General features: G+C 74.4%; 23 protein-coding genes. 5 read left to right on the plus strand and 18 right to left on the minus strand.

The features are described from left to right. Positions 1-37: 37 nt before the first annotated feature. The 5 genes from LGQ04_RS16355 to LGQ04_RS16375 all read right to left on the minus strand — a co-directional run bounded on the left by LGQ04_RS16355 (position 38) and on the right by LGQ04_RS16375 (position 7,272). Positions 38-499, minus strand: a complete 462-nt coding sequence (locus LGQ04_RS16355) for a DUF1801 domain-containing protein (protein ID WP_229245032.1) — start codon at positions 497-499, stop codon at positions 38-40. 140 nt (positions 500-639) lie between these two features. Then, positions 640-3,393, minus strand: coding sequence for an aconitate hydratase AcnA (gene acnA, locus LGQ04_RS16360; protein WP_229245033.1), 2,754 nt, complete (start codon positions 3,391-3,393; stop codon positions 640-642). Positions 3,394-3,603: 210 nt separating this feature from the next. Beyond that, positions 3,604-3,810, minus strand: a complete 207-nt coding sequence (locus tag LGQ04_RS16365) for a hypothetical protein (protein ID WP_229245034.1) — start codon at positions 3,808-3,810, stop codon at positions 3,604-3,606. Between the two features lie 77 nt (positions 3,811-3,887). After that, positions 3,888-5,219 (minus strand): class I SAM-dependent RNA methyltransferase, encoded by a 1,332-nt coding sequence (locus LGQ04_RS16370; protein WP_229245035.1) that lies wholly within the window; start codon positions 5,217-5,219, stop codon positions 3,888-3,890. Between the two features lie 49 nt (positions 5,220-5,268). Next, the gene (locus LGQ04_RS16375; protein WP_229245036.1) at positions 5,269-7,272 is read right to left on the minus strand and encodes an APC family permease; all 2,004 of its coding nucleotides are present in this window, start codon (positions 7,270-7,272) and stop codon (positions 5,269-5,271) included. Positions 7,273-7,355: 83 nt separating this feature from the next. On the opposite strand from LGQ04_RS16375, the gene LGQ04_RS16380 reads away from it, so the two are divergent. Both LGQ04_RS16380 and LGQ04_RS16385 read left to right on the plus strand, forming a co-directional pair. After that, positions 7,356-8,009: a potassium channel family protein gene (locus LGQ04_RS16380; RefSeq protein WP_229245079.1), complete on the plus strand. Its 654-nt coding sequence runs from the start codon at positions 7,356-7,358 to the stop codon at positions 8,007-8,009. Next, positions 8,009-8,773, plus strand: coding sequence for a potassium channel family protein (locus LGQ04_RS16385; protein ID WP_229245037.1), 765 nt, complete (start codon positions 8,009-8,011; stop codon positions 8,771-8,773). Before LGQ04_RS16380 ends, LGQ04_RS16385 begins: the two co-directional genes overlap by 1 nt. A 43-nt stretch (positions 8,774-8,816) precedes the next feature. Here the strand turns inward: LGQ04_RS16385 and LGQ04_RS16390 are convergent, their stop codons facing one another. From LGQ04_RS16390 to dut, 4 genes are all read right to left on the minus strand, one after another. Beyond that, positions 8,817-9,674, minus strand: a complete 858-nt coding sequence (locus tag LGQ04_RS16390; protein WP_229245038.1) for a DUF3159 domain-containing protein — start codon at positions 9,672-9,674, stop codon at positions 8,817-8,819. 7 nt (positions 9,675-9,681) lie between these two features. Next, positions 9,682-10,056 carry an OB-fold nucleic acid binding domain-containing protein gene (locus LGQ04_RS16395; protein WP_229245039.1) on the minus strand — a complete coding sequence of 125 codons (375 nt, stop codon included), beginning with the start codon at positions 10,054-10,056 and terminating at the stop codon, positions 9,682-9,684. A 1-nt stretch (position 10,057) separates the two neighbouring features. Continuing rightward, positions 10,058-10,783 carry a DUF3710 domain-containing protein gene (locus tag LGQ04_RS16400; RefSeq protein ID WP_229245040.1) on the minus strand — a complete coding sequence of 242 codons (726 nt, stop codon included), beginning with the start codon at positions 10,781-10,783 and terminating at the stop codon, positions 10,058-10,060. Between the two features lie 141 nt (positions 10,784-10,924). Beyond that, positions 10,925-11,401: a dUTP diphosphatase gene (gene dut, locus LGQ04_RS16405; protein WP_229245041.1), complete on the minus strand. Its 477-nt coding sequence runs from the start codon at positions 11,399-11,401 to the stop codon at positions 10,925-10,927. A gap of 110 nt (positions 11,402-11,511) precedes the next feature. Here dut and LGQ04_RS16410 point away from each other — a divergent pair, with 110 nt between their 5' ends. Further along, positions 11,512-12,027 (plus strand): DUF3093 domain-containing protein, encoded by a 516-nt coding sequence (locus LGQ04_RS16410; protein ID WP_229245042.1) that lies wholly within the window; start codon positions 11,512-11,514, stop codon positions 12,025-12,027. Positions 12,028-12,184: 157 nt separating this feature from the next. Here LGQ04_RS16410 and LGQ04_RS16415 read toward each other — a convergent pair whose 3' ends face one another. The 3 genes from LGQ04_RS16415 to LGQ04_RS16425 form a co-directional block, all read right to left on the minus strand. After that, positions 12,185-12,484 (minus strand): DUF4193 domain-containing protein, encoded by a 300-nt coding sequence (locus LGQ04_RS16415; RefSeq protein ID WP_229245043.1) that lies wholly within the window; start codon positions 12,482-12,484, stop codon positions 12,185-12,187. A gap of 342 nt (positions 12,485-12,826) precedes the next feature. Beyond that, positions 12,827-13,678 carry an inositol monophosphatase family protein gene (locus tag LGQ04_RS16420; protein ID WP_229245044.1) on the minus strand — a complete coding sequence of 284 codons (852 nt, stop codon included), beginning with the start codon at positions 13,676-13,678 and terminating at the stop codon, positions 12,827-12,829. 2 nt (positions 13,679-13,680) lie between these two features. After that, on the minus strand, positions 13,681-14,334 hold the full coding sequence (locus tag LGQ04_RS16425; RefSeq protein WP_229245045.1) for a trimeric intracellular cation channel family protein: 654 nt from the start codon (positions 14,332-14,334) through the stop codon (positions 13,681-13,683). Between the two features lie 125 nt (positions 14,335-14,459). Here LGQ04_RS16425 and sepH point away from each other — a divergent pair, with 125 nt between their 5' ends. Continuing rightward, the gene (sepH, locus tag LGQ04_RS16430) at positions 14,460-15,566 is read left to right on the plus strand and encodes a septation protein SepH (RefSeq protein WP_229245046.1); all 1,107 of its coding nucleotides are present in this window, start codon (positions 14,460-14,462) and stop codon (positions 15,564-15,566) included. Between the two features lie 87 nt (positions 15,567-15,653). Here the strand turns inward: sepH and LGQ04_RS16435 are convergent, their stop codons facing one another. The 4 genes from LGQ04_RS16435 to LGQ04_RS16450 all read right to left on the minus strand — a co-directional run bounded on the left by LGQ04_RS16435 (position 15,654) and on the right by LGQ04_RS16450 (position 21,028). After that, positions 15,654-16,295 carry a thymidine kinase gene (locus LGQ04_RS16435; RefSeq protein WP_229245047.1) on the minus strand — a complete coding sequence of 214 codons (642 nt, stop codon included), beginning with the start codon at positions 16,293-16,295 and terminating at the stop codon, positions 15,654-15,656. Positions 16,296-16,331: 36 nt separating this feature from the next. After that, entirely contained in the window at positions 16,332-17,531 is a 1,200-nt protein-coding gene (locus tag LGQ04_RS16440) for an alkaline phosphatase family protein (RefSeq protein ID WP_229245048.1), read from the minus strand. Continuing rightward, positions 17,528-18,118, minus strand: a complete 591-nt coding sequence (locus tag LGQ04_RS16445; protein WP_229245049.1) for a DUF5998 family protein — start codon at positions 18,116-18,118, stop codon at positions 17,528-17,530. The genes LGQ04_RS16440 and LGQ04_RS16445 overlap by 4 nt, the downstream gene beginning before the upstream one ends. 117 nt (positions 18,119-18,235) lie before the next feature. Further along, positions 18,236-21,028 carry a bifunctional acetate--CoA ligase family protein/GNAT family N-acetyltransferase gene (locus LGQ04_RS16450; RefSeq protein WP_229245050.1) on the minus strand — a complete coding sequence of 931 codons (2,793 nt, stop codon included), beginning with the start codon at positions 21,026-21,028 and terminating at the stop codon, positions 18,236-18,238. A 183-nt stretch (positions 21,029-21,211) separates the two neighbouring features. Here LGQ04_RS16450 and LGQ04_RS16455 point away from each other — a divergent pair, with 183 nt between their 5' ends. Further along, positions 21,212-23,662 (plus strand): DNA gyrase/topoisomerase IV subunit A, encoded by a 2,451-nt coding sequence (locus tag LGQ04_RS16455; protein ID WP_229245051.1) that lies wholly within the window; start codon positions 21,212-21,214, stop codon positions 23,660-23,662. 169 nt (positions 23,663-23,831) lie between these two features. On the opposite strand, the gene LGQ04_RS16460 is transcribed toward LGQ04_RS16455, so the two are convergent. Further along, positions 23,832-24,551: a hypothetical protein gene (locus LGQ04_RS16460; protein ID WP_229245052.1), complete on the minus strand. Its 720-nt coding sequence runs from the start codon at positions 24,549-24,551 to the stop codon at positions 23,832-23,834. A gap of 244 nt (positions 24,552-24,795) precedes the next feature. Continuing rightward, a complete protein-coding gene (locus tag LGQ04_RS17865) occupies positions 24,796-26,244 on the minus strand; it encodes a helix-turn-helix domain-containing protein (protein ID WP_229245053.1) in 1,449 nt (482 codons plus the stop codon). Positions 26,245-26,365 lie beyond the last annotated feature (121 nt).

Below are 26,365 nucleotides of genomic sequence, written 5' to 3' on the forward strand. Positions count from 1 at the left end.
TCCTCCTGAGCAGCTCCGGACGACGGATACCCCGCACTCAGGGGGTGTCGGCCGACGGGCCGGACAGCCGCCTGCCGAACGCGGGCGACCCGGTGAGGGTCTCGTACGACCGACCCACCATCTCCTCGAGCACGGCGAGGTCGACGGCGTCGAGGTCCTTGACGTAGACGCAGGACTTCCCGACCGCGTGCGGCCCGAGCCGCGCGAGCAGCGCGGCGTGCTCGTCCACGCCGTCCGTGAGGTAGAGCGTCGTCGCGGCCTTGCGCGGCGAGAACCCGACCGCGGCCATGTCGCCCTCGCGCCCGCTGGCGTACCGGTAGTGGTACGACCCGAACCCGACGATCGACGGCCCCCACATCCGCGGCGGCTCCCCCGTCACCCGCGTCATGAGCTCCACGAGGCGCTCGGCGTCCCGGCGCCGCACCGGGTGCTCCACCGTCGCGAGGAAGGCCTCGACGTCCGCGTCGGTGGGCCGGGTCCGGTTCTCCTGTGCAGCCATGGCACCAGTGTGGCCTCGACGTGCCCGCGGGACGACCCCGCGTCGTCGAGCCCCTGCACGACGGCGGGGCGCCCACCCCGAGAGGTGGACGCCCCGCCGTCGTCCGCAGGACCCGTCCCGCTACGCCGCCGCGAGCGGCGTCACGCGACGAGCGAGCGCAGCACGTACTGCAGGATGCCGCCGTTGCGGTAGTAGTCCGCCTCGCCGGGGGTGTCGATGCGCACGACGGCGTCGAACTCGACGCTCGTGCCGTCCGGCTTCGTCGCGGTGACCTTCACCGTGCGGGGCGTCACGCCGTCGTTCAGCGCCGTGATGCCGGAGACGTCGAACGTCTCCGTGCCCGCCAGGCCGAGCGACTCGGCGCTCTCGCCGGCGGGGAACTGCAGCGGCAGCACGCCCATGCCGATGAGGTTCGACCGGTGGATGCGCTCGAAGCTCTCCGTGATGACGGCCTTGACGCCGAGGAGGGCCGTGCCCTTCGCCGCCCAGTCGCGCGACGAGCCGGAGCCGTACTCCTTGCCACCGAGGATGACGAGCGGGGTGCCCTGCGCGGCGTAGTCCTGCGCGGCGTCGTAGATGGTGTCCTGGGCGTTCTTCACGAAGTTGAACGTGTAGCCGCCCTCGACCCCGTCGAGGAGCTGGTTGCGCAGGCGGATGTTCGCGAAGGTGCCGCGGATCATCACCTCGTGGTTCCCGCGGCGCGAACCGTAGGAGTTGAAGTCGCGGCGACCCACGCCGTGCTCCGCGAGGTACTTCCCGGCGGGCGAGTCCGCCTTGATGGCGCCCGCGGGGCTGATGTGGTCGGTCGTCACCGAGTCGCCGAGCTTCGCGAGCACGCGCGCACCGGAGATGTCCGAGACCGGGGCCGGCTCCATGCCCATGCCGTCGAAGTACGGGGGCTTGCGGACGTAGGTCGACTCGCCGTCCCACGCGAACGTGTCGCCCTCGGGGGTGTCGAGCGAGCGCCAGCGGTCGTCACCGGTGAAGACGTCCGCGTAGTCCTTGGTGAACATGTCGCGGTCGATCGACGCGTCGATCGTCGCCTGGACCTCCTCCGGCGTCGGCCAGATGTCCTTGAGGAAGATCGGGTCGCCCGCCTCGTCACGGCCCAGCGGGTCGTGGTCGAAGTCGAACTCCATCGTGCCCGCGAGCGCGTACGCGATGACGAGCGGCGGCGACGCGAGGTAGTTCATCTTCACGTCGGGGTTGATGCGGCCCTCGAAGTTGCGGTTGCCCGACAGCACCGACACGACGGCGAGGTCGTGCTCGTTGACCGCCTCGGAGATCTTCTCGTCGAGCGGGCCGGAGTTGCCGATGCACGTCGCGCAGCCGTAGCCCACGAGGTGGAAGCCGAGCTTCTCCAGGTACGGCCACAGGCCGGACTTCTCGTAGTAGTTCGTCACGACCTGCGAGCCGGGCGCCATCGACGTCTTGACCCACGGCTTGGCCTCGAGGCCCTTCTCGACCGCGTTCTTCGCGAGGAGCGCCGCAGCGAGCATGACCGACGGGTTCGACGTGTTCGTGCAGCTCGTGATCGACGCGATGGCGACCGCGCCGTGGAACAGCTCGAACTCACGGCCCTGGGTGTCCGTCATGGGCACGGTCTTGCGACCGTTCGGCGTGATGGCGGGGGCGTCGGACGCGGGGAACGACTCCTTCTCCGCCTCGTCGACGAGGTCGCGGACCTCGGGGGCGTACGTCGGCAGGTCGCGGGCGAAGGCCGACTTCGCGTTCGACAGCTCGATGCGGTCCTGGGGGCGCTTGGGGCCGGCGATCGACGGGACGACCGTCGACAGGTCGAGCTCGAGGTACTCCGAGAAGACCGGCTCGACGTAGCCCTCGGCCGAGGGGTCGAGCCACAGGCCCTGCTCCTTGGCGTACGCCTCGACGAGCGCGAGCTGGTCGTCGCTGCGGCCGGTGAGGCGCAGGTAGTCGAGCGTCACGCCGTCGATCGGGAAGATCGCGGCGGTCGAGCCGAACTCGGGGCTCATGTTGCCGATGGTGGCGCGGTTCGCGAGCGGCACCTGGGCCACGCCCTCGCCGTAGAACTCGACGAACTTCCCGACGACGCCGTGCTGGCGCAGCATCTGGGTGATCGTCAGCACGACGTCCGTCGCGGTGACGCCCGCGGGGATCGAGCCGCCCAGCTTGAAGCCGACGACGCGCGGGATGAGCATCGACACGGGCTGGCCGAGCATGGCCGCCTCGGCCTCGATGCCGCCGACGCCCCAGCCGAGCACGCCGAGGCCGTTGACCATCGTCGTGTGCGAGTCGGTGCCGACGCAGGTGTCGGGGTACGCACGCAGCACGCCGCCCACCTCACGGGTCATGACGGTGCGCGCGAGGAACTCGATGTTCACCTGGTGCACGATGCCGGTGCCCGGGGGGACGACCTTGAAGTCGTCGAACGCCGTCTGGCCCCAGCGCAGGAACTGGTAGCGCTCGTGGTTGCGCTCGTACTCGATCTCGACGTTGCGCTCGAACGCGTCGGGGCGGCCCGCGACGTCGATCTGCACGGAGTGGTCGATGACCATCTCGGCCGGGGCGAGGGGGTTGATGCGCGACGGGTCGCCGCCGAGGTCGGCGACGGCCTCGCGCATCGTGGCGAGGTCGACGACGCAGGGGACGCCGGTGAAGTCCTGCATGATCACGCGGGCGGGCGTGAACTGGATCTCCGTGTCGGGGTGCGCGTCGGGGTCCCACGACGCGAGCGCGCGGACGTGGTCGGCGGTGATGTTCGCGCCGTCCTCCGTGCGCAGGAGGTTCTCGGCGAGGATCTTCAGGCTGTACGGGAGGCGCTCGACACCCTCGACGGCGGACAGGCGGAAGATCTCGTACGAGCTCCCACCGACCTCCAGTGTTCCCTTCGACCCGAACGTGTCGACGCTGCTCACTCGTGGCTCCTTCGTGGCGAGACGGTGGCACGGATGCCATGGTTCTGGGGGGCTTCGCCCAGCCTACGCCGGGCCGGCGCGGCGACCCGGCCGAGGCCGCGTGCGCCGTTCGCGCTCGCGTCGTCGGCGCCGGGACCAGCACCGCGACCAGCATACCCCACATATCTTGACGTCAAGATATATGCCTTGCGGCGCGGCATGGGCGCCCCCTCAGCGGTCGCAGTCGCAGAGCAGGTTCAGCTCGACGACCTGCTCGCCCTCCTCCGGCCGCGCCCACGCCTCGGCCTCCGCCCGCGACGCGAAGCGACGTCCCGCCAGGCGACCGTTCGCGAGCAGCACCCCGACGCCGACGACGTCCCGCACGTCGACGTCGACGGCCTCACCCACGCCGGTCTCGCGCTCCACCGTGCCGCTCACTGCCGCCCCTCTCGCCGACGACCCCGACCGACGAGTCTCTCGCCGACCGCCGGGAGCCTCCGTCGGCCCCGCTCCCCTCAACGCTCGAGGACGGCCACCGCTTCCAGGTGGTGGGTGTGCGGGAAGAGGTCGAACGCCCGCAGCCCGCGCAGCGCGTAGCCGTGCTCGCCCAGGTACGCCACGTCGCGCGCGAGCGCCGCGGGGTCGCACGCGACGTAGACGACCCGGCGGGCGCCGGTCCCGGCGACGGCGTCCACGACGCCGCGGCCCGCGCCCACGCGCGGCGGGTCGAGCACGACGACGTCCGCTCCCCCGCGCGCGACGGCCTCCGCCCCCTCGCCGTGCCCGGCGAGCACGCGCTCGACAGCACCGTGGTGCAGCTCGACGGTGTCGAGACCGTGCGCGTTGCGGCGCGCGTCACGCACGGCGCGCTCGTCGCCCTCGACGGCGACGACCCGGCCGTCGGGGCCCGCCGCCGCCGCGAGCGGCAGCGCGAACAGCCCGGCGCCCGAGTAGAGGTCGAGGACGCGTGCGCCGTCCACGTCCCCGACGGCGGCGAGCACGGCTTCCGCGAGCGCCGCCGGCGCGGCGCGGTGCACCTGCCAGAAGCCGGCGGCGGCGACACGGTAGGCGTGCTCGCGTCCGTGCAGGGCGACCGTCTCGGTCACGCTCCGGCGCGCGTTGGGCCGTCGGTCGACGGACCCGGCCCGCCACGGCTCGCCGTCGACGAGGAGCAGGGGCGCGCCGTCGGACGGTGCCACGACCTCCAGGCGGGTCCCCGGCCGCCAGGACCGGGTCCAGACGCGCTCCCGGTCCGCGTGGTCGAGGAGCTCGGGGGTCGCGAGCGGCATCGTGTCGAGCGCGAGCACGTCGTGGGACCGGAACCGGTGCATCCCGGCCCGGCCCGCGGCGTCGGCCACGAGGTCGATGCGCGTGCGGTAGCCGAGGCCCCCGCGCTCGTCGTCACCCGGGAGACCCTCGACCTCTACCTGAAGGTCAGGAAGCGTGTCGAGGTCGAGCCGGGCGAGGCGCCGCAGCTGCTCGGCGAGGACGTCCCGCTTCCAGCGGCGCTGGGCGGGCAGCGCCACGTGCGCGAGCTCGCCGCCGCCGACGCCGCCCGGCCCCGCCTCGGGCCACGCGGAGGGCACGCGGTCCGGCGAGGCGTCGAGCACCTCGACGGCGTCGGCCCGCCAGAACTTCGCGCCGACCCCGCCCTCGGTGACCCGCGCGCGCACGCGCTCCCCGGGCAGCGTGTGCCGGACGAAGACGACCCGCCCGTCGTGGCGCGCCACGCAGTGGCCGCCGTGCGCGACGGGCCCGATCTCGAGGTCCAGCTCGACCTCGACCTGAGGTCGAGGGTTCGGGTTCGGACGGGGACGGGCTGCGCGTCCGCGCGAGGAGGAGGGCATGGGTCCAGTATCCCGGACGACCGGTGCCGCGCGGGCACCGCGCCGCCGCTCACATGCCCGGGTAGCGCCTCCGGAAGCCCTCGCCCTCGAGCCCGGTGTGCCCCTCCGACGACGCGAGCTGCCACGGCACGGACGCCACCACGACGCCGGGGGTGAACAGCAGACGGCCCTTGAGACGCAGGGCGCTCTGGTTGTGTAGGAGCTGCTCCCACCAGTGCCCCACGACGTACTCGGGGATGTAGACCACCACGAGGTCCCGGGGCGACTCGCGGCGCACGGACCGCACGTACGACAGCACGGGCCGGGTGATCTCACGGAACGGCGAGTCGAGCACGCGCAGCGGGACGGGCAGGTCGAGCGCCTCCCACTCGCGCATGAGCTCCGTCACGTCGTCCGCGTCGACGCCCACGGTGACGGCCTCGAGCACGGACGGTCGGGACGCGCGCGCGTAGGCGAGGGCACGCATCGTCGGCCGGTGGATCTTCGACACGAGGACGATCGCGTGGACGCGGCTCGGCAGGGCGCGCGCCTGGGAGACGTCGTCGCCGAGCGCGAGCTCGTCCCGGACGGTGTCGTAGTGCGTGCGGATCGCGCGCATGAGGACGAAGACGACGGCCATCGCGAGGATCGCGATCCACGCCCCGTGCGTGAACTTCGTGACGAGCACGATGACGAGCACGGTCCCCGTCATCGCGAGGCCGACGGAGTTGACCACGCGGGACCGGCGCATGCGCGCACGCTCGCGCGGCTGGTGCTCGCGCCGCAGCGCCCGGGTCCAGTGCCGCACCATCCCGAGCTGGGAGAGCGTGAAGGACACGAAGACCCCGACGATGTAGAGCTGGATGAGCCGGGTCACCTCCGCGTCGAACGCCCAGATGAGGACGATCGCCGCGAACGCGAGCGTGAGGATCCCGTTGGAGAACGCCAGGCGGTCGCCGCGCGTGTGGAGCTGGCGCGGCAGGTAGCCGTCCTTGGCGAGGATCGAGCCGAGCACCGGGAAGCCGTTGAACGCCGTGTTCGCGGCCAGGACGAGGATGATCCCCGTGACGGCCGACACGAGGTAGAAGGCGAGGGGGAAGCCGGAGAACACGGACTCCGCGAGCTGGCCGATCACGGGGTGCTGGACGTAGTCGACCGGGAGCGGCTCGCCGCCGGAGGTGAGCTGCGTGTGCGGGTCCTCCGCGTAGTGCACGCCCGTCGCACGCGCCAGCAGCAGGATCGAGAGCATCATGACCGCCGAGATCCCGCCGAGCATCGCGAGCGTCGTGGCGGCGTTGCGCGACTTCGGCTTGCGGAAGGCGGGCACGCCGTTGCTGATCGCCTCGACGCCCGTGAGCGCCGCGCAGCCCGACGCGAACGCGCGCGCCACGAGGAACGCTCCCGCGATCCCCATGAGCCCCTGGTCGAACCCGTCCTGCGCCACGAGCTCGAACTGCGCGCTCTCCGCGGGCGGCAGCGTCCCGGTGACGTAGCGGAAGAAGCCCACCACCGCCGTCGACCCGATGGCGAACATGAACAGGTACACCGGTATCGCGAAGAACGACCCGGACTCCTTGACCCCGCGCAGGTTGACGAGCGTGAGCAGCACGACGAGGACGATCGCGAAGAGCGACTCGTGCCCGCGCAGCGCCGGGATGGCGCTCGCCGCGTACTGCGCGCCCGAGGAGATGGACACCGCGACCGTGAGGACGTAGTCGACGAGGAGCGCGGACGCGACGCCCACGCCGGCGTTCGGCCCGAGGTTCACCGTCGCGACCTCGTAGTCGCCGCCGCCGGACGGGTACGCGCGCACGTTCTGCCGGTAGGACGCCACGACGGTGAGCAGCACGACGACCACGGCCAGGCCGACCCACGGGGAGACCGTCGTCGCGGTGAGCCCGGCGATCGCGAGCGTCAGGAGGATCTCGTCCGGGGCGTACGCCACCGACGACAGGGCGTCGGACGCGAACACGGGCAGCGCGATGCGCTTGGGCAGGAGCGTGTGGCCCAGGCGCTCGCTCCGCACCGGACGCCCGACGAGGAGCCGCTTGGCGGCGTCTGCGATCTCCGACACGAGGCCACATGCTATGCCCGTCGTCCCCCGGGCGCCCCGCGGGCGCCCGGCGGTATAGCGTTCGTTGCGTGCACTTCGTGATCATGGGCTGCGGCCGCGTCGGTGCGACGCTCGCGCACTCGCTCGAGGCCAGCGGGCACTCCGTCGCCGTGGTGGACCAGAACCCCGACGCGTTCCGGCGGCTGCCGGGCGAGTTCACCGGCAAGAAGGTCACCGGGGTCGGGTTCGACCGCGACACGCTCGTCCAGGCGGGGATCGAGGACGCCTACGCATTCGCCGCGGTCTCCGACGGCGACAACTCGAACATCCTCTCGGCTCGGGTCGTGCGCGAGACGTTCGGCGTCGAGAAGGTCGTCGCCCGCATCTACGACCCGCACCGGGCCGAGATCTACCAGCGGCTCGGCATCCCGACCGTGGCGACCGTGCGGTGGACGGCCGACCAGGTCCTGCGCCGGATGCTCCCGCTCGGGGCGACGGACGAGTACCGCGACCCGTCCGGGCGCGTCCGGCTCGCCCAGCTCGACTTCCACCCGGGCTGGGTGGGACGCACCGTGCGCGCCGTCGAGGAGGCCACGGGCGTGCGCGTCGCGTTCCTCAGCCGGTTCGGCGACGGGCTGCTCGTCACCGAGCGCACCGTGCTGCAGGAGAACGACGTGCTCCACGTGCTCGTCACCACCGACGACGCACCGGCCGCGGAGCGGCTCCTCACGCACGCACCGAAGACGGAGGTGGACTGATGCGGGTCGTCATCGCCGGGGCCGGGTCCGTGGGCCGCTCGATCGCCCGCGAGCTCCTCAGCCACGACCACGACGTGATGCTCGTCGACAAGCAGCCCGCGGCGATGCGCGTCGCCCAGGTCGCCGAGGCGGACTGGCTGCTCGCCGACGCGTGCGAGCTGTCCACGCTCGCCGACGCGAAGGTCGACGAGTGCGACGTCATCGTCGCCGCGACGGGTGACGACAAGGTCAACCTCGTCGTCTCGCTCCTCGCGAAGACCGAGTTCGGGGTGCCGCGGACCGTCGCGCGGGTCAACAACCCCAAGAACGAGTGGATGTTCGACGAGTCGTGGGGCGTCGACGTCGCCGTCTCCACGCCGCGCATCATGACGGCGATGGTCGAGGAGGCCGTGGCCGTCGGGGACCTCGTGCGCATCTTCACGTTCCACCAGTCCGGCGCCGACATCCTCGAGGTGACCTTGCCGGCGTCCTCCCCGCTCGTCGGGCGACGCGTGGGCGCGATCGCGTGGCCCGCGGACACGGTGCTCGCCGCCGTCGTGCGCGGCACGCGCCCCATCGCGCCGAGCCAGGACGACACGCTGGAGGCGGGCGACGAGCTCCTCCTCGTCACCGGGAACGAGGCGGACGAGGAGGCGCTGTCCCGGCTGCTGGCCGACGGTTCCGACGGCGCGGCGCCGGTCCGCGACGTCGCGGACGTGCTCGTGCCGGACGGGCCCGTCGGGGACGCGCCGGACGACGAGGGCGAGGACGGGTCGCTCGGCTGAGAGCTGCGCCTCGGGGCCTCGTCGATCAGGCCGGACGGGCCGCTCAGGCCGGACGACGGCGCACGAGCACCCAGGTGAGCCAGAGCACGAGCGCCCAGAGCGGCAGGCCCATGACCAGCCGCGCGGTGCCCAGCCAGCCCACGGAACCCTCGAGGTACAGCGGCACCTGGACCGCGAGGCGGACGCCGAACAGGCCCACCCACAGCCACGTCGCGCCGACGTAGCGACGCATCAGCGCGCGGTCGCCCCGCCACGAGGCCGCCCAGGCCGCGAACCCGCCCTGCGGCGCGGCGTCGGCGGCGGGCGATCCCGCCGACCCCGTCGACGCCGGCGGCGCCGTCGCCGTCGTGTCGTCGGACGCCCGTGCCTCGTCCTCGTCCCGCGCGGCGCCGAACCCGCTGCGCAGGCCCTCGACGACGAGACCGACCAGCGGCCAGCGCGCCACCAGCGAGACGAGGAGGACCGCGAGGTACGCGGCGTTGGTCCACAGGCCCCAGGCGAAGTAGTCCTGCGCCTCGCCCGAGCGCCAGGCCCACACGACGCCGATCCCGACGCCGAGCAGCCCCCCGAGGGCCTGGGTGACCGGGGTCCGCTGCGCGAGACGCACGACGAGGGCGGCCAGCGCGACCGCGACCGAGGACACGAGCGCCCACGACAGCTCGCGCGTCGCGACGAACGCGACGACGAAGACGAGACCGGGCGCGACGGACTCGACGAGACCGCGGACGCCGCCGACGGCCTCCGCGAGCGAGAACTGCTCGCCGGTCAGGGCGCGGACGCCGCGCGCGGGACCGTCCTCCGGCGCGGCGGCGTCGGCCACCACCGTCTCCGCCGTCTCGATCTCCCGTGCGCGCTCGTGCTGGTCGCCGTGCCCGTCCGGCGGCGTCTGGTGCTGGGTCATCCGTCCCTCACTCGCCCGGCTTCGCGAGCAGCTCGTACCGGGGGTTGAACATGGTGCGGCGCCCGTCGACCTCGCACACGAGGCCCTCGACGAGAGCACGGCGGCCGGGCTCGACGCCCGCGATGCGGCGTCGACCGAGCCACACGAGGTCGAGGGAGCCGGAGCCGTCGTAGAGCTCCACCTCGACGGTGGGGACGCCCTCGCGAGGGCGCAGCACCACCGAGCGCAGGATGCCCGTGACCTTCGCGCGGCGACGGTTGGGCAGCTCGGACACGGCCCGGCACCCCTTCTGCCGGGCTGCCTCGGTGCGCTCCTCGTCGGCGGCGACCTCTTCCTGGGACGCGAGCGCCGCGTGCCAGGCATCGCGCAGGGTGGGGCTCACGTCACCGGATCTCCGTGATCTCGGGCCCGCGGGTCAACGGGTCGAACGACGGCGTCTCCGGAGCTCCCTCGGGCGTGGCGGGTGCCGCGGCGGGCGCCTTGCCCGGCAGGTGCAGGGTGAGCAGGTCGCGCGGCGGGCGCGGGCTCTGGTCGCGCACGACGACGATGTTCGCGAAGACCGACTCGAGGAGCCGCGCCTCCTGCTGGTCCACGGCGGCCTTGCCGGTGAGCACGCCGCGCAGGAACCAGCGGGGCCCGTCCACACCGACGAAGCGGGCCGGGCGCACGCCGGTGCGGCCGTCCGGCGACTGCGCCGGGATGCGGGCGATGAGCTCGCGGCCGAACGGGCCGGGGACGTCGTCGACGGTCCCGCCCTGCTTCGTCACCGAGGCCGCGATCTCCTGACGGATCTCGTCCCAGATCCCCTCGGAGCGGGGTGCGGCGAACGCCTGCACCTGCAGGCCGGACCCGGCGACGGCGCAGGCCACGCCCGTGATGCGCTGGGTCTTCTTGTCGACCTCCATGCGCAGCTCCATGCCGGGCAGCCCCGGCAGCCACACGGCGCCCAGGTCGACCCGGGGCCCGCGCTCCGGCACCTGCGACGCGTCGAACGGGCCGCGGGCCGGCGCCTGCGCGTCGGCCTCGTCCGGCGTGGTCGTACCCTCGTCGGCGTCCTGGGGGGCGGTCGGCTCGGTGTCCTGCGACCTCGAGCGGCGGAACAGACCCACGAAAGAGCTCCTTCACCTGCCCGGCCGGGCCGGGTCTTCTCGCGGGGCGGCGTTCGCCCCGGCCTTCCACACTAGTCCTCGTCCGACGTGTCGTCGGTCACGCCCACCCAGCGGGAGGCCGGGGGCGCGGCGGCGCACCCTTCACGGCGCGGCGGACCAGCCTCCGCTCGACCCGAAGCCGCCCTCGCCCCGGTGCGACCCGGGCAGGCGCTCCGCCGGGACGAACCGCGCCCGCTCGACCTTCTGCACGACCAGCTGGGCGACGCGGTCGCCGCGCCGCAGCACCACCGGCTCGGCGGCGTCGGTGTTGAGCAGGGTCACCTTGATCTCGCCGCGGTACCCCGCGTCGACCGTGCCCGGCGCGTTGACGACCGTCAGCCCGTGACGTGCCGCGAGCCCCGAGCGCGGGTGCACGAAGGCGGCGTAGCCGTCCGGGAGCGCGATCGCGACCCCCGTCGGCACGACGGCGCGCTGCCCGGGCCCGAGCTCGACGTCGACGGTCGTCACGAGGTCGGCGCCCGCGTCGCCGGGGTGGGCGTAGGCGGGGACGGGGACGTCGTCGAGGAGCGTGATGAGGACGTCGACGTCCGTGGTCGGAGGCTGCTGCTGCGTCGGCACCCGCCAGAGCCTAGTCCGCGCCCGCGGGTGCGGACACCTCCGCGCCGCCCGGCGCCGGGCGCCGCCTCGCGGCACCGGACCGGGGGGACGACGCCTGGGATGATGGACGCATGACGCGAGCGGACCAGCCCTCCCGACCGACCGACCGACCGGCGCGCCAGGGCGCCGTCGCGTTCCGCGAGCGGGTCCTTCCCGGGCCGGGCGGCTGGGTCGCGGCCCTCGCGTTCGCCGCGGTGCTCGGCGTCGCGCTGTGGCCCGCGAGCCCCGCCACGGGTGTCGTCGTCGGGCTCGTCGCCGCGGTTCTCGGCGTGGCCGCCCTGGTCGCCACGTCTCCCGTCGTGAGCGTGCACGACGGCGCGCTGCGGGCCGGGAGGGCGACGATCCCCGTGACCCTCACCGGCCCGGTGCGCGCGCTCGACGCGGAGGAGATGCGCACCGAGCTCGGTCCGGTGCTCGACGCGCGCGCCTACGTGTGCCTGCGCGCGTGGGCGCGCACCGGGGTCCGTCTCGAGCTGCACGACGCCGAGGACCCGACGCCCTACTGGCTCGTCTCGACGCGTCGCGCCCCGGAGCTCGCGGACGCGCTGCGCGCCGCCGGCGCGGCACCGGACGTCCCCTCCCCCTGAGCGTCGTCCCCCCTGAGCGTCGTCCCCCCTGACCGTCGCCCCCTGACCGTCGCCCCCTGACCGTCGTCGCCGGACCGGCCGCAGGGTGACGACGGACACGACGACGGCCGCCGCCCGCGGTGGGGGCGACGGCCGTCGTGACGATGGGGCCCGAGGCTCAGGCGGCGCACTCCGAGCAGATCTGCTGCCCGTTCTTCTCGTACGCGAGCTGGCTGCGGTGGTGCACGAGGAAGCAGCTCGAGCAGGTGAACTCGTCCGCCTGCCGCGGCAGCACCCGGACGGAGAGCTCCTCGCCGGACAGGTCCGCGCCGGGGAGCTCGAAACCTTCCGCCGCCTCGGTCTCGTCCTCGTCCACAACGCCCGAGCTCTTGTCGGAGCGACGAGCCTGCAGCTCCTGGATCGAGTCCTCGCTGAGCTCCTCTTCGCTCTTGCGGGGGGCGTCGTAGTCTGTTGCCATCTGTGAGGTCACTCTCCGGAAGTAGTCGATAGCGACTGCGCGCGCCGGAACGGCCGACGGTCGCCGGTCGTGCCGGACGGCACGAGGTGCGGGACGTCGGGGGAGCGTCCCGGGACGTGACGTGCCCCGAGGTCGTCGTGGTACGTGCACGCTGGTCAATGCGTGGCGCCCCGGAATTGTTCCCGGCGGGCCCCCGGATTCTGCACCATTTCCAGCGCTGATGCACTCCGAGGCGCGAGCAGCGCCCCGTGGCCTTCGTCACGACGTCCCCGACCGGCGCGGGCGCGGCTCGCAGGGGCCCGTCGCCGGGGTCCGGGCGGACCGGGAGGAGCCGTCGCCGGCTCAGTCGTCGCTGTCCGCGGACAGCTCCTCGAGCAGGGACACGAGCTCGCCCGCACGGGCCGCGGGTCCCGCCACGGTCATCGCCCGCCCGGCCGGGGAGCCGCGCAGCCCGCTGACGCGCGCACCGGCCTCCTGGGCGATCAAGCCTCCGGCGGCGAGGTCCCACGGGTTCAGGCCGCGCTCGTAGTAGAGGTCGAGCTCACCGCTCGCGACGAGGCACAGGTCGATGGCCGCCGAGCCGAGGCGACGGATGTCCCGCACGCGTGGGATGACGTCGACGAGCACGCGGGCCTGGGCGCGGCGACGGTCCGGGTCGTAGCCGAAGCCCGTCCCGACGAGGCACTGCGCGAGGTCGTCCGGGCCGACGACGTGCAGCGGGCGGCCGTCGACCGTCGCCCCGCCGCCCAGCCCCGCGGTCCACGTCCGGTCGTCCACCACGGAGTGCACCGCGCCGGCGAGGACGGTCCACTCCTGCGGGTCGGGAGGCCCGACGACCGCCGCGACCGACACCCCGTACGACGCGACGCCGTACAGGTAGTTGACGGTGCCGTCGATCGGGTCGACGACCCACGTGATGCCCGTCGTCCCGGGCGAGGCCCCGTCCTCCTCGCCGAGGACCGCGTCCCCCGGCCGTGCCGCCGCGATCTCCCGGCGCAGGAGCGCCTCGGAGTCCGCGTCCATGCGCGTCACGACGTCGGTCGCGTTCGACTTCGTCGCGGCGACCTCGACGCGCTCCGGCCGGCCGGAGCGCACGAGCTCGCCCGCGGTCCGGGCGAGGTGCTCGGCCAGTCGGCGCAGGTCGGCCACGGTCACGTCGTCGGGCAGGCGGGGGTCGTCGATGAAGGAGTGCACGCTCACATCCTGCCGGACCCCGGCCGGCGGCGGCGACCCTCCCACGGACCGGGCGCCGACCATCCCATGCGCAGCGAGAGCAGCCGGAACCCCAGGACGAGCGCGAGCACCGCCGCCTGGGACGCGAGCCCGAGCAGACCGGCCTCACCCAGGACGGCGGTGAGCGCGGCACCCGCGAGCGCGGGGATCGCGTAGAGCTGCTTGTCCTGGAACAGCAGCGGGGTCTCGTTCGTGAGGACGTCGCGCAGGATCCCCCCGCCGACACCGGTGAGGACGCCCGCGAACACGGCCGCGAGCGGACCGACGCCGTAGTCGAGGCCCTTCATGGTGCCGGAGAGCACGAACAGGGCCAACGCCCCGGCGTCGAGCACGATGATGCTGCGGCGCAGGCGCTCGAGACGGGGGTGCCAGAAGAACGTCACGACGCCTGCCGCGACCGCGACCGCGACGAGGCGCCAGTCCGAGATGCCGACGGGGGGCGTCGCACCGATGAGCACGTCGCGCAGCAGTCCCCCGCCGAGCCCGGCGACCCATGCGAGGACCAGGACGCCGACCAGGTCGAAGCGCTTGCGGACCGCGGCGAGCCCTCCGGACAACGCGGCGAAGAACACCCCGCCCAGCTCCAGGGCGTCGCCGGGGACGAGGTCGAGGATCACGAGGGCATCATCCCAGGCGCGAGTCCGCGGCACACCGGGGCGTGTTGCGCCGCGGGGGTGGGCGAGGATGGCACCCTCGAGGGAGCGCGGGCGCGCTGACGCCCGCGGGCGACACGGGAGGACCGATGGACGAGCTGGAGCTGGTGAGGCTGCACGAGGACGGGGAGCACCTCGTCCTCGGCAGGGCGGACGGCGACCGGTTCGTCCTGCCCATCACCGAGGCGTTGCGTGCCGCGGTCCGCCGGGACCGACCGCACCTGGAGCACCTGCGCGCCGAGGGCGAGCGCAACCTGACGCCGCGGGAGATCCAGGCCCGCCTGCGCGCGGGCGACGACGTCGAGGACGTCGCGGACGCCGCGGGCATGGCGGTGGAGCACGTGCGCCGGTTCGCGGGCCCGGTGGTCGCCGAGCAGGAGTTCGTCGTGGAACGGGTGCGCGGCTCCCGCCAGGGCCACGACGACGACGCCCCGACCATCGCCGAGCTCGCGGAGCAGCGGTTCGCCGCCCGCGACGTCGACCCCGGCTCGGTGACCTGGAGCGCGGCCCGCGACGCGGGCTCGCCGTGGGTCGTCACCGCGTCGTTCGAGATCGCCTCCGGACCCCGCACGGCCCGGTGGTCCTACGACCCGTCGTCCCGCGCGCTCCTCGCCCTCGACGACGAGGCACGCTGGCTGTCGCAGCCCGAGGGCGAGCCGGACCGGTCCCCGGGGGCCCAGGCCGTGTTCGACGTCGACGCGTCGCCGCGCCGCGGACCGGACACGACGCGGACGGACGGCACCGACGACCTCCTGGACGACCTCGGACGACGGCGCGGGGTGCGGGCCCGCTCCGAGCCGTCGGGCGCCGACGCCACCCAGGAGCCGTTCGAGGGGTTCGGACCGCGGACGCTGCTCGACGGGCCGGGGTCCGACCCCGTGCCCCCGCCCCCGCCGTCCACGGGAGCGACGGTGGTCCGCCTGCCGTCGGTGCGGCACCCGGACGCCGAGGACCGGGCACGACCCCCGGGCGCGCCGGAGCCGGACGAGCCCCGCGACGCCGGTGACGCGACGCGCGACGAGCGGCACGACGCGCCGCACGACACGACGCGCGGGGCCAACGACGGCAGCGGCGGCGGGGCGGACCGGTCGTCGCCGCGTCCCGGGCCGCGCGACGCGCGCAAGGGCCGGAACCGGTCGCGCGCCAAGGTCCCGAGCTGGGACGAGATCGTCTTCGGGGCCCGCCCCGAGCACTGACACGCCGCTCACGCAGGGGCCGGACAGAGACCCGCCGCACGAGCCGCCGCACGATCCGCCGCACGGCCCGAGCGGGCCAGGACGCCGTCAGCCGTGCAGGTCGAGCGCGAGGTCGTCGGCGGGGGCGATCGCCCGAGCGGCGGCCGTGGTCATCCGTCGCATGTGGTGGCGTCGGCACAGCACCTCGTACGCGACCTCGCCGGCTCCGTCGCCCACGTCCCCGACGACGACCTGCTCCCCCTCGACGACCATGCGCCCGTCGACCGTCCGGGCGTTGTGCGTGGCCCGCGCCCCGCACCAGCACAGCGAGTGCGCCTGGAGGACCTCCACGCGGTCGGCGAGCTCGACGAGCCGTGCGGAGCCCGGGAACAGCCGGGTGCGGAAGTCCGCGGTGATGCCGAACGCGAAGACGTCCACCTCGGTCTCGTCGACGAGGCGCGCGAGCTGCTCGACCTGGCGCGGCGAGTAGAACTGCGCCTCGTCGCACACGAGGTAGTCCACGGGCTCGGGCAGGGCCGAGACGAGCGACCAGAAGTCGGTGGCATCCGTGACCTCGTGGGCCGCGACCTCCAGCCCCAGCCGGGAGGAGAGCCGGTCCGTGCCGGCCCGGTCGTCGCGCGAGAAGATCAGGCCGCGCCGCCCCCGGGCGGCGTGGTTGTGGTCGAGCTGCAGCGCGAGGGTGGACTTGCCGCAGTCCATGGTTCCGGAGAAGAAGACGAGCTCGGCCACGGGGAGGCTCCTCGGTCGTGGGGTGGTGCGGCGCGGTCAGTGCGCGACGAGCAGGGGGACGCGCATCTCCGCCTCCGTGAGGGAGCCGTGCACGCCGACGAGGGCGAGGGACGCCGGGGTCTGCGTGCGCGAGTCGACGACCGTGGCGCGCCCGCGCAGCGCGACGACGACGTCGCCCGCCGCGGCGACCGCGTCGACGCGCGGATCGGACCCGAGGAGCCCGCGCGCGAGGACCTGCTCTCGGGTGAGCACGAGCGCGTGCTCGCCGAGCACCGCACGCCAGCGCTCGGCGACGTCGGCGGTCGCGCCGGGCTCGGTGTAGACGTGCACCGCGCGTGGCTCTCCCCCGACGAGCGCGACGCCGCGGCGCAGCTCCGGGTCGGTGGCGACGTCCCACCGGAGGGTCGGGTCGACGTCGACCATCCCGTGGTCGGCGGTGACGAGCACGAGGGTCCCGGCGGGGACCGAGCGCGCGAGGCGGGCGAGCTCGCGGTCGAGCGCCTCCAGCTCGTCGCCCCACTGCCACGACCGGACGCCGTGGTGGTGCCCCGCCTTGTCGACCTCGCCCCAGTACAGGTACACGAGACCGGGCCGCGACAGGGCGCGCACGGCGGCGTCGACGCGCCCGGCCAGGGGCTCGGCCGCCGCGTAGCCGCCGCCGCGCAGCGCGGCGACGGTCATGCCCGAGCCCGCGAACCGTGCCGGACCCGTCGACGTGACGCGCAGACCGGCGTCCGCGGCGACGGTGAGCAGCGGCGTCTCGCGCTGGAGCGTCCGCGGGTCGGGCGCGCCCTCCCACGAGACCATGTTGGCGAGCCGGCCGGTCTCGGGGTTGCGCTGCGTGTAGCCCAGCATGCCGGTGCGCCCGGGTGCCGTCCCGGTGCCGAACGCGCCCACGGCGGCGGCGGTCGTGCTGGGGAAGGTCGAGGTGAGCGGGCGCGCGTCGGGCAGGAGCGAGCGCAGGAACGGGGCGTGCCCGGCGCGCTCGGCGAGGTTGAGGTGACCGAGGCCGTCGACGAGGACGACGCACACGCGCTCCGCACGGGGCACGTCGAGCGCCCTGCGCGCCGCCGTCCCGGCGAGACCGGTCGCCGTGGTCGTGGCGACGCCGAGCGCGTCGAGAGCCGCCGGCAGGACTGCCGCGAGCGAGCCGGTCCCGGTGGCGGGGGCGACGAGACCGTCGGGGAGGGCGGCAGGTGCCGCGGACCGGTCGTGCGCCGTGCGCGGCGCCGTCACCGGGCGCGCCGCGCGGTGGCCCCCGACAGCGCCCGGGCGAAGTCGACCGCGGCGTCGACCGCGGACCGGCCCTCGGCGTCGGCGCTCACGCGGACCACGACGTCGTCGGGGGTGATCTGCCCGGTCAGGCCGTGGTCCGCCTCGCACGCGGGGTCGGGGCACCCGGCCGGCTCGAGGTCGACGCGCGAGACGGCGCCCCAGCCGACGGCGAGGGTCACCTCGAGCGGGGCGGTGCCGGCCCGGTGCGTCTGCGGGTCCGCGACCACGTGGGTGAGCGAGACCGACCGCACCTCGGTGAGCGGGACCGACTCCGTGGTCGCCGCCGCCGACGCGGACGGGTTCTCGCTGTCCGCCGGGTGGTCGTCGACGTGCGCGGTCACGAGACGCGTGGGCGTGAGGACCAGGACCGTGAGGTGGCGTCGTACCTCGGAGGCGTCGAACGTCGTCTCGGGGAGCACGAGGTGCGAGACGATCGCCTCCCCGGCCACGGCGACGTCGAGCACGTCGGCGACGAGCTCCGGGTAGTAGCCCGCGTGGTGGAGCTGGGCGGTCAGGTCGGTCCAGGCGTCGGAGGTTGCGGAGGGCACCCGCGCATTCTCCCACCCCGTGTCGGGGCGGGGCCAGCCCGTGCCGGACGCTGTGGACACGCCGTCGGGCAGGACGTCATCCGGCAGGACGTCAGCGCGGCGCCTCACCCCGGTGCCTCACCCCGGCAGGGCCCGGCGCAGCGCGTCGGCGCGCTGGGCGTCGGCGAGGCTCGCCCGCGCGCTGAGGACCGCGGCGCCGTGCTCCGAGACGACGACGGGGTACAGCTCGAGGCTGCGCACCTCCGGCAGGTCGTCGGCGAGCACGGAGACGCGGGCGAGCACATCCTCCAGCGCGGCCGTCGCGACCTCCGAGGTGCCCATGTACCCGAACAGCCGCGGCGCGGCGCGCACCGAGCGCACCATCGCCGCGACGTCGGTCCCCGTCAGCGGGGGGACGCCGTACGCGACGTCGTCGAGGAGGTCGACGGCGTCGCCCGCGAGCCCGAACGACACCACCGGCCCGAACAGCCGGTCCTCGCTCGACCGGACCACGCACGCCACGCCCGCCGACGCCATCGCCTGGATCTCGAACGGCTGGTCGCGCGCACCCGGGAGGACGGCCGCGAGGGCCGCCCGCATCTGCTCGACGTCCGCGCGCAGCTCCGCCTCGTCCCCGATGTCGAGCCGCACGCCCCCCAGGTCGGCCCGGTGGCGCAGCGCCGCGGCGGTGCTCTTCAGCGCGACGGGCCAGCCGGTCTCCCGGGCCGCGGCCACCGCCTCGTCGGCGGTGCGCACGCGTCGCGCGGGCCACACGGACACGCCGTAGCAGGCGAGGAGCTCGGCGACGTCGTCGGCGTCGAGCTCGACCTCGGCGCGGTCCGCGAGCGCACGCTCGACGAGGGCCCGTGCCCGGGCGGCGTCCACCCCGGGCGGTGCCACCGGGGTGCCGTGGTCCGCCTCGCGCCACGCCGCGTACCGCACGACGGCGCCCAGCGCGGCGACCGCGTCCTCCGGCGTGGAGTAGGCGGGCACCCGGCACGTGGCAGGGGCGCCGTCGTCCGTCCCCTCGGCGTGCGGGTCCGGGGCGGACAGCTCGTCGGTGAGCCCGTGCAGGCCGAGCATGCTCGCGACGGTCGTGCGGCGCGTGCGCGCGGCGGCCGCGGCGAGCGCGCGGGAGAGCTCGGGGCGGCGTGGTTGCACCGTGGGCACCTGGACGGCGACGACGACGTCGCACGCGTCGGGCGCGTAGAGCTCCTCGACCGCCGCCTCGACGCTGTCGGCAGGAGCGTCCTCGGGGACGAAGCCGGACCGGGCGACCACGAGCCCCGCGGAGGCGACGGCCTCGGCGACGAGCGCCGCGAGCGACGCGGAGCTCGCGAGGATGCCCACGCGCCTGCCCCGGGGCAGGGGTTGGTGGGCGAGGAGCTGCGCCACGTCGATGAGCTGGTGGGTGTTCTCGACGCGCACGACGCCCGACTGGCGCAGCATCTCGTCGAGGGCGCGGCGGGGGACGCTCGTCTCCCGCACGGCGTGACCGGGCGGGACGACGTGGCCGGAGCGTCCCGCGATGACCACGACGACGGGCTTGACGGACGCGAGCCGGCGGGCGATGCGGGAGAACTTGCGCGGGTTGCCGATCGACTCGAGGTAGAGGCACACGACGCGCGTCGCCGGGTCGTCCTGCCAGTACTGCATGAGGTCGTTGCCGGAGACGTCGGCGCGGTGCCCGGCGGACAGGAAGGACGAGACGCCGAGCCCGCGGCGCGCGGTCGTCGCGAGGAGGGTCACGGCCATGGGCGCGGACTGGCTGAAGAGCCCGACGACGCCCGGCGCGGGCAGCTCCTCGGCGAGCGTGGCCGCGAGCGCGGGTCGGTCGCGGTCCCGCCCCGCGGTGAGGAGGCCGTAGCTCGCGGGCCCGACGACGCGCAGCCCGGCGGTGTGCGCGGCACGCAGGAGCTCGCGCTGCAGCGCGAGCCCGTCCGGCCCGGTCTCGGCGTACCCGGCGGACAGCACGACGACGCCGCGCACACCCAGGCGCGCGAGCCGGCGCACCGCGTCGATCGCGTCGGGCGGTCGCAGGGACACGACCGCGAGGTCGACCGGGCCGGGCACCTCGGCGAGCGAGGCGTACCGGCGGAGGTGCGGGGCGCCGTCGGGCACCCCGGGTGCGGCGGGCACGCCGGTGACGTGGACCTGCAGGTGCTCGCCGCGCGCGAGGGAGCCGAGCGCGCGGCGGGCGAGCAGCAGCTCGATCGACGGCGCGTCGTCGCCCACGGGGGGGCTGCCGGGTCCGACGAGCACGACGCTGCTCGCGCCGAGCAGGCCCTGCATGCTGCGGGCCTCGGCGCGGTGCTCGCGGTCCGCCATCACGGCGCGCGAGCGCTCGGTGGGGTCGAGGTCGACGCTCACGACGACGAACCCGTCGTCCATCTGCTGGTGGACGTCGTAGCCGGCCTCGCGGAACACGGCGAGCATGCGCCCGTTCTGCGGCAGGACCTCGGCGGTGAACCGCCGCACCCCGCGCTCGCGCGCCGCCGCCGCGACGTGCTCGAGCAGCACGGAGCCGAGGCCGCGTCCCTGCGCGGCGTCCGCGATGTTGAACGCGACCTCCGCCTCGTGGGGCGAGGTCCGGTCGAACCGGGCCACCCCGATGATGTCGACGCCGTCCGGGTCGGCCGGCGCGGCGTCGGGCGCGTCCGGGCGACCGGTGCGAGGGCGGACGGCGACGAGCGCGACGCGGTCGACGTGGTCCACGCGCGTGAAGCGGTCCAGGTCGCGGTCCGAGAGGCGTTCGATCGGCGCGAAGAAGCGCAGGTACGTCGAGCGCTCCGACTGCCCGACGTGGAAGCGCTGGAGCGCGTCGGCGTCGTCGGGGCGGATCGGCCGCACGTGGGTGGTGGTCCCGTCGCGCAGCACGACGTCCGCCTCCCACTCGACCGGGTAGCCCTCGGCCGTGCCGCCGTCGCTCACCCGCCCAGGCTATGCGGTCGCCGCCGCGGTGCGCCTGCGCCACCCCGGGCCTGACCGGGAGGACAATGGTCCCGGTGGCCGCGCCGGGTCACCTGTCGGACGCGTGGGCTACCCTCGCGTGCGGCGGTACCGGCCACCGGCCGCTCTCCCCCCCTCGACCGACCGGCAGGAGCCCGCACGACCATGGCGCGCAAGTCCTCGACACCCTCGCTCGACCCGTCCGAGGTGCACGAGACGATCGTCGACGTCGACGTCGCCACGGAGATGGAGGGGTCGTTCCTCGAGTACGCCTACTCCGTCATCTACTCGCGCGCCCTGCCCGACGCGCGCGACGGTCTCAAGCCCGTGCAGCGCCGCATCCTCTACATGATGGCGGACATGGGCCTGCGCCCGGACCGCTCGCACGTGAAGTCCGCGCGCGTCGTGGGCGAGGTCATGGGCAAGCTGCACCCGCACGGCGACGGCGCGATCTACGACGCGCTCGTGCGCCTCGCGCAGGACTTCTCGCTGCGCCTGCCGCTCGTCGACGGGCACGGCAACTTCGGGTCGCTCGACGACGGCCCCGCCGCCTCCCGGTACACCGAGGCGCGGCTCGCGCCCGCCGCGCTCGCCATGACCACGAACCTCGACGAGGACGTCGTCGACTTCGTCCCCAACTACGACAACAAGCTCACGCAGCCCGAGGTGCTGCCCGCGGCGATCCCGAACCTCCTGGTCAACGGGGCGTCGGGCATCGCGGTCGGCATGGCGACGAACATGGCGCCGCACAACCTCGTCGAGGTCGTCGCCGCCGCGCGCCACCTCGTCAAGCACCCCGACGCCGACCTCGACGCGCTCATGCGGTTCGTCCCCGGCCCCGACCTGCCCTCGGGCGGCAAGATCGTCGGCCTCGACGGCATCCGCGACGCCTACCGCACCGGCCGCGGGTCGTTCCGCACGCGCGCCACCGCCCGCGTGGAGAACCTCACGCCGCGCCGCAAGGGCATCGTCATCACGGAGCTGCCGTACGTCGTCGGCCCGGAGAAGGTGATCGAGAAGATCGCCGAGGGCGTCAAGGCCAAGAAGATCCAGGGGGTCACCGCGGCGACCGACCTCACGGACCGCGAGCACGGCCTGCGGATCGTCGTCGAGGTCAAGACGGGGTTCAACCCCGAGGCGGTGCTCGAGCAGCTCTACCGGTACACGCCGCTGGAGGACTCGTTCGGCATCAACAACGTCGCGCTCGTCGACGGCCAGCCGCGCACCCTCGGGCTGCGCGAGCTGCTCGTCGTGTGGGTCGACCACCGCATCGACGTCGTGCGGCGGCGGTCGCAGCACCGCCTGCGCAAGCGGTCCGAGCGCCTGCACCTCGTCGACGGCCTCCTCATCGCGATCGTCGACATCGACGAGGTCATCCAGGTGATCCGCTCCTCCGACGACGCCCGGGCCGCCCGCGAGCGCCTCCAGACCGTGTTCGACCTCTCCGAGCCGCAGTCCGAGTACATCCTCGAGCTGCAGCTGCGCCGCCTGACGAAGTTCTCCCGCATCGAGCTCGAGAAGGAGCAGGAGACGCTGCGCCGCGAGATCGCCGAGCTCGAGGAGATCCTCGCCGACGACGCCGTGCTGCGCGGCGTCGTCTCGGCCGAGATGGCCGAGGTCGCGAAGACGTACGGCACGCCGCGGCGCACCGTCCTCCTGGAGTCGGCGGGCGCCGCGCCGACGACCACGTCGGCCGTGCCGCTCGAGGTCGCCGACACCCCGTGCTGGGCCCTGTTCTCCACCACGGGACTGCTCGCCCGCACGAGCGACGACACCGAGCCCGGGCGCACCGGGCCCCGGGCGGCGCACGACGCCCTGCGCGCCAGCGTCCGCACGACCGCTCGCGGCGAGATCGGCCTCGTGACGACGCGCGGGCGGATGGTGCGTGTGTCCGTCCTCGACCTGCCCGCGATCCCGCCGACCGACGGCGCGCCCAGCCTGTCCGGCGGGGTGCCGCTCAGCGAGGTCGTCGCGCTCGAGCCCGGCGAGGAGGCCGTGACCATCGCCTCGCTCGCCACCGACGCTCCCCCGCTCGCGCTCGGGACCGCGCAGGGTGTCGTCAAGCGCGTCCTGCCCGGTGACGTGCCGAACAACCGCGACGCGTGGGAGGTCGTCGGCCTCAAGGACGGCGACGTCGTCGTGGGCGCCGCCCCCGCGACCGACACCGACGAGGTCGTGTTCGTCAGCTCCGACGCGAGCCTGCTGCACTTCGACGCGAGCGCCGTCCGGCCCCAGGGCCGTGCGGCGGGCGGCATGGCGGGCATCCGGTTGGGTGCCGGCCAGCGCGTCGTGTTCTTCGGCGTCGTCCCGGCCGACGTGCGCGACCTCGGCGTCGTCGTCACGGTCGCCGGGTCGTCCGCGGCGCTGCCCGGGACCCAGACCGGCGCCGCGAAGGTCACCCCGTACGAGCTGTACCCGGGCAAGGGCCGCGGCACCGGCGGCGTGCGCGCGCACCGCTTCCTCAAGGGCGAGGACACCCTCATCCTCGCCTGGGTCGGGCAGGGTCCCGCCCGCGCCTCGGGGTCCGGGGGCCAGGTCGCCGAGCTGCCCGAGGCCGACCAGCGCCGCGACGGGTCCGGCACGCCGCTCGCCGGTCCGGTCGTCGCCGTCGGCTGACACGGTGCCTTCCCCCTGGTCGTGACGGCGCAGGACGCCGAGCACGGGCGGGCGGCGCAGCACGGGGCGCGCGGTACGGCCAGAACGCGAGCGTGTACGTCACCCGGCACCGAGGAAGAAGCCCACCATGACGAGGAGGCGACCGTCGTGGTCACGAGCAGCCACGGGATCAGAGGTCCTTCAGGCTGGAGTCGCGCTGAGGCTGGATCACTGCCGAGGCGGCCACCACCAGGGAGTGCAGCGCTGGCAGGTCCCGCACCCGCTCGTGCTCGTGGCGCTTGCTGATGAGCTTCACGTGCGCCTTCTCGACGCGCTGGTCCTTCGAGTCACGGTAGTGGACGTGGATCTCCCACAGCGCGGGCGCCCCGTCGACCTCGACCGAGAAGTTCCTGGTGAAGGGACCTGTCGGGTTCCCCTTCTTCTTCGCCTTCTCGTCCTGGGTCCGGAAGGTCAGGGTGTGCGCGAGGCCGCCGATGATCGTGTCGGTGTGCCAGTCCGTCAGGGTCCGGCCTGCTCCGGGCTGTCCCGTGGCGCGGAGATGGTCGATCTGCGCCTGCCTGATCGCGGCCAGCTCCTGCTGCATCTCCTTCTCCATCTTGGCCCGGATGGCACCGGCCTTCACCGGGACGTCCTTGCCGTCCTTGTACTTCTTCGTCATGGCGAGGAACTCGGCCCAGGTGACGTTCTGCACCAGGCTCTGGAACTGAGCATGGCTCTGGCACCACCGCGTGACGAGAAGGATCGCGCCGTCGACCGCTGCGCCCGACGCCCCCCACGTCCGCGGGATGAGGCTGGCGTAGTCCAGCTCCTCGCTGCGCGTCGGGACGTACGCGCGCTGCACGGCCGTGCTGACCGCCCGGTTCCCGGCGCTTGCCTGGACCTGCAGCATCGCGTCACGTCCGCCGTCCTGCGGGCGGAGTACGGCAGGTACGTGTGTCGTGGCTCGAGCGGCACCCGGACGAGGACGTGCCCCCGACCGACGGAGCACAGGCGCGGAATCAGCGCGGACCTCGTGGTGCAGGTGGCTCATGCTCCATCGTGCGACCGGTCGCACCCCGCACGGTGTGCCCGAACGGGCACGACGGAGCGCAGCGATCAGTTCCCCGACCGCCCGAGCCCGTGGACGACCCGTCTCAGGCGTTCGCGAGCTCGCGGTCGTCCGTCACGGGCTTCTGGTCCTCGTAGCGACGGACGACCCGGCTGACGGTCGACCGCGACGCCGAGACCTGCTCGGCGATCTCCCGCTGGTTGAGGCCCGTGCGCGCCAGCTCGACGATGCGGCGGTCGCGCTCCGCGGTCGGGTCGTCGGCGGGGTTCGCGTCGGCGGCGCGGTCCACGTCGTCAGTGCGGTCCGCGTCAGTGAGGCTGTCGACGCGGGCCGGGGCGCCCGGCACGCCGTCCACGGGGCGAGCCAGGTCGAAGACCTCCACCCGTCGGGTGTGACCCGTCACCGCCGGCGGCTCCACGACCCGCGCCGTGTCGGCGACCTCCGGGGTCGGCTGGTCCCACGGGAGCGGCCCGGTGCGCCGTCCGAACACCTCCTTCACGCGCGCCTCGAGGTTCGGCAGCGCCTCGAAGGCGGTCTCCGGCACGTACGGCTTCTCCTCCGGCTCGGTGGCCGTGCCCTCGACGGCAGGTGTCTCGACGGCAGGCGCCTCGACGACAGCGGTCCCGACAGCAGGGGTCTCGACGGCGAGCACCGCGGGCCGCACCTCGGCGGCGCGGTACTCGACCTCCCGCGTCTCGGCGTCACGCGCAGGCTCCGGCGCGTGAGCCGGGCGAGGCGCGACCGGCGTCCCCGAGCGCGCCGCGCTCGACGAGGGCGTGGCCGCGGCCGTCTCGGCCCGTCCCCGGGCGGTGCCGCGCTTGACGGAGCTCGCCCCGATGAGGTCGAGCCGCGTGCCGTGGCGCTCTGCCGCCTCCAGACGGTCGACCCAGACCTGCATGCGGCGCTCGAAGTCCTCGACGGTCAGCAGCTTGAGGGCGCCGTCGCGCGCTGCGCGCTGTCGCTGGTGGGCGGCCCGGACCTTGCGCAGGTCCGCCGACGAACCCGAGCTGTCCGCCCGCGCGTCGCGCCACTGCTCCAGTGCGGTGACGTAGGCGTGGACCCGCGTCTCACGGCGACGCTCGTCGAGGGTGTGCCCCGTGACCATGTGCCGCTCTCCCACGAGCGCGAGGTGCCACATCAGGGCCGCGACCAGCGGCGGGACGAACCGGAACACGACCATGTACGGGGTGCTCTCGGTCGGCACGGCGATCTCGTGGAGCGCCGCGAACACGCCCGACGTCCCGGACAGCACCCAGGTCAGCGTGAGGAGCACGCCGTAGGGACGCCCCTCCAGCGCCGCGTTGCGGGCCATGAGCGCCACGGCGACGAGGCTGACCTCGAGGAAGCCCGCCAGGCCGTACGCCTCGAGCGGCGACATGTGCGCGACCTCGAGACCGAACAGGACCATGCCGCTGTACGCCAGCGCGGTCGCGATCGTCGCCGCGACGATCACCGCGACCATCGGGAGGTGGCGCCCCCGGTAGCGCACCTGCCGCGGTGATCCGCCCGATCCGGTCTGGTCCTGCTGTGTCACGTCGTCCTCCGAGAAGTGGGGTGGGGCGCACATATCCCAACACTCAGGACACTCCTCGTCAACGCACCAGAACGCACCGCAACGGGATCGTGAGCACGGCCCCGACGACGGAGGCGCCGAC

It is taken from the genome of Cellulosimicrobium marinum, assembly GCF_020551945.1.
GTDB lineage: Bacteria > Actinomycetota > Actinomycetes > Actinomycetales > Cellulomonadaceae > Cellulosimicrobium > Cellulosimicrobium marinum.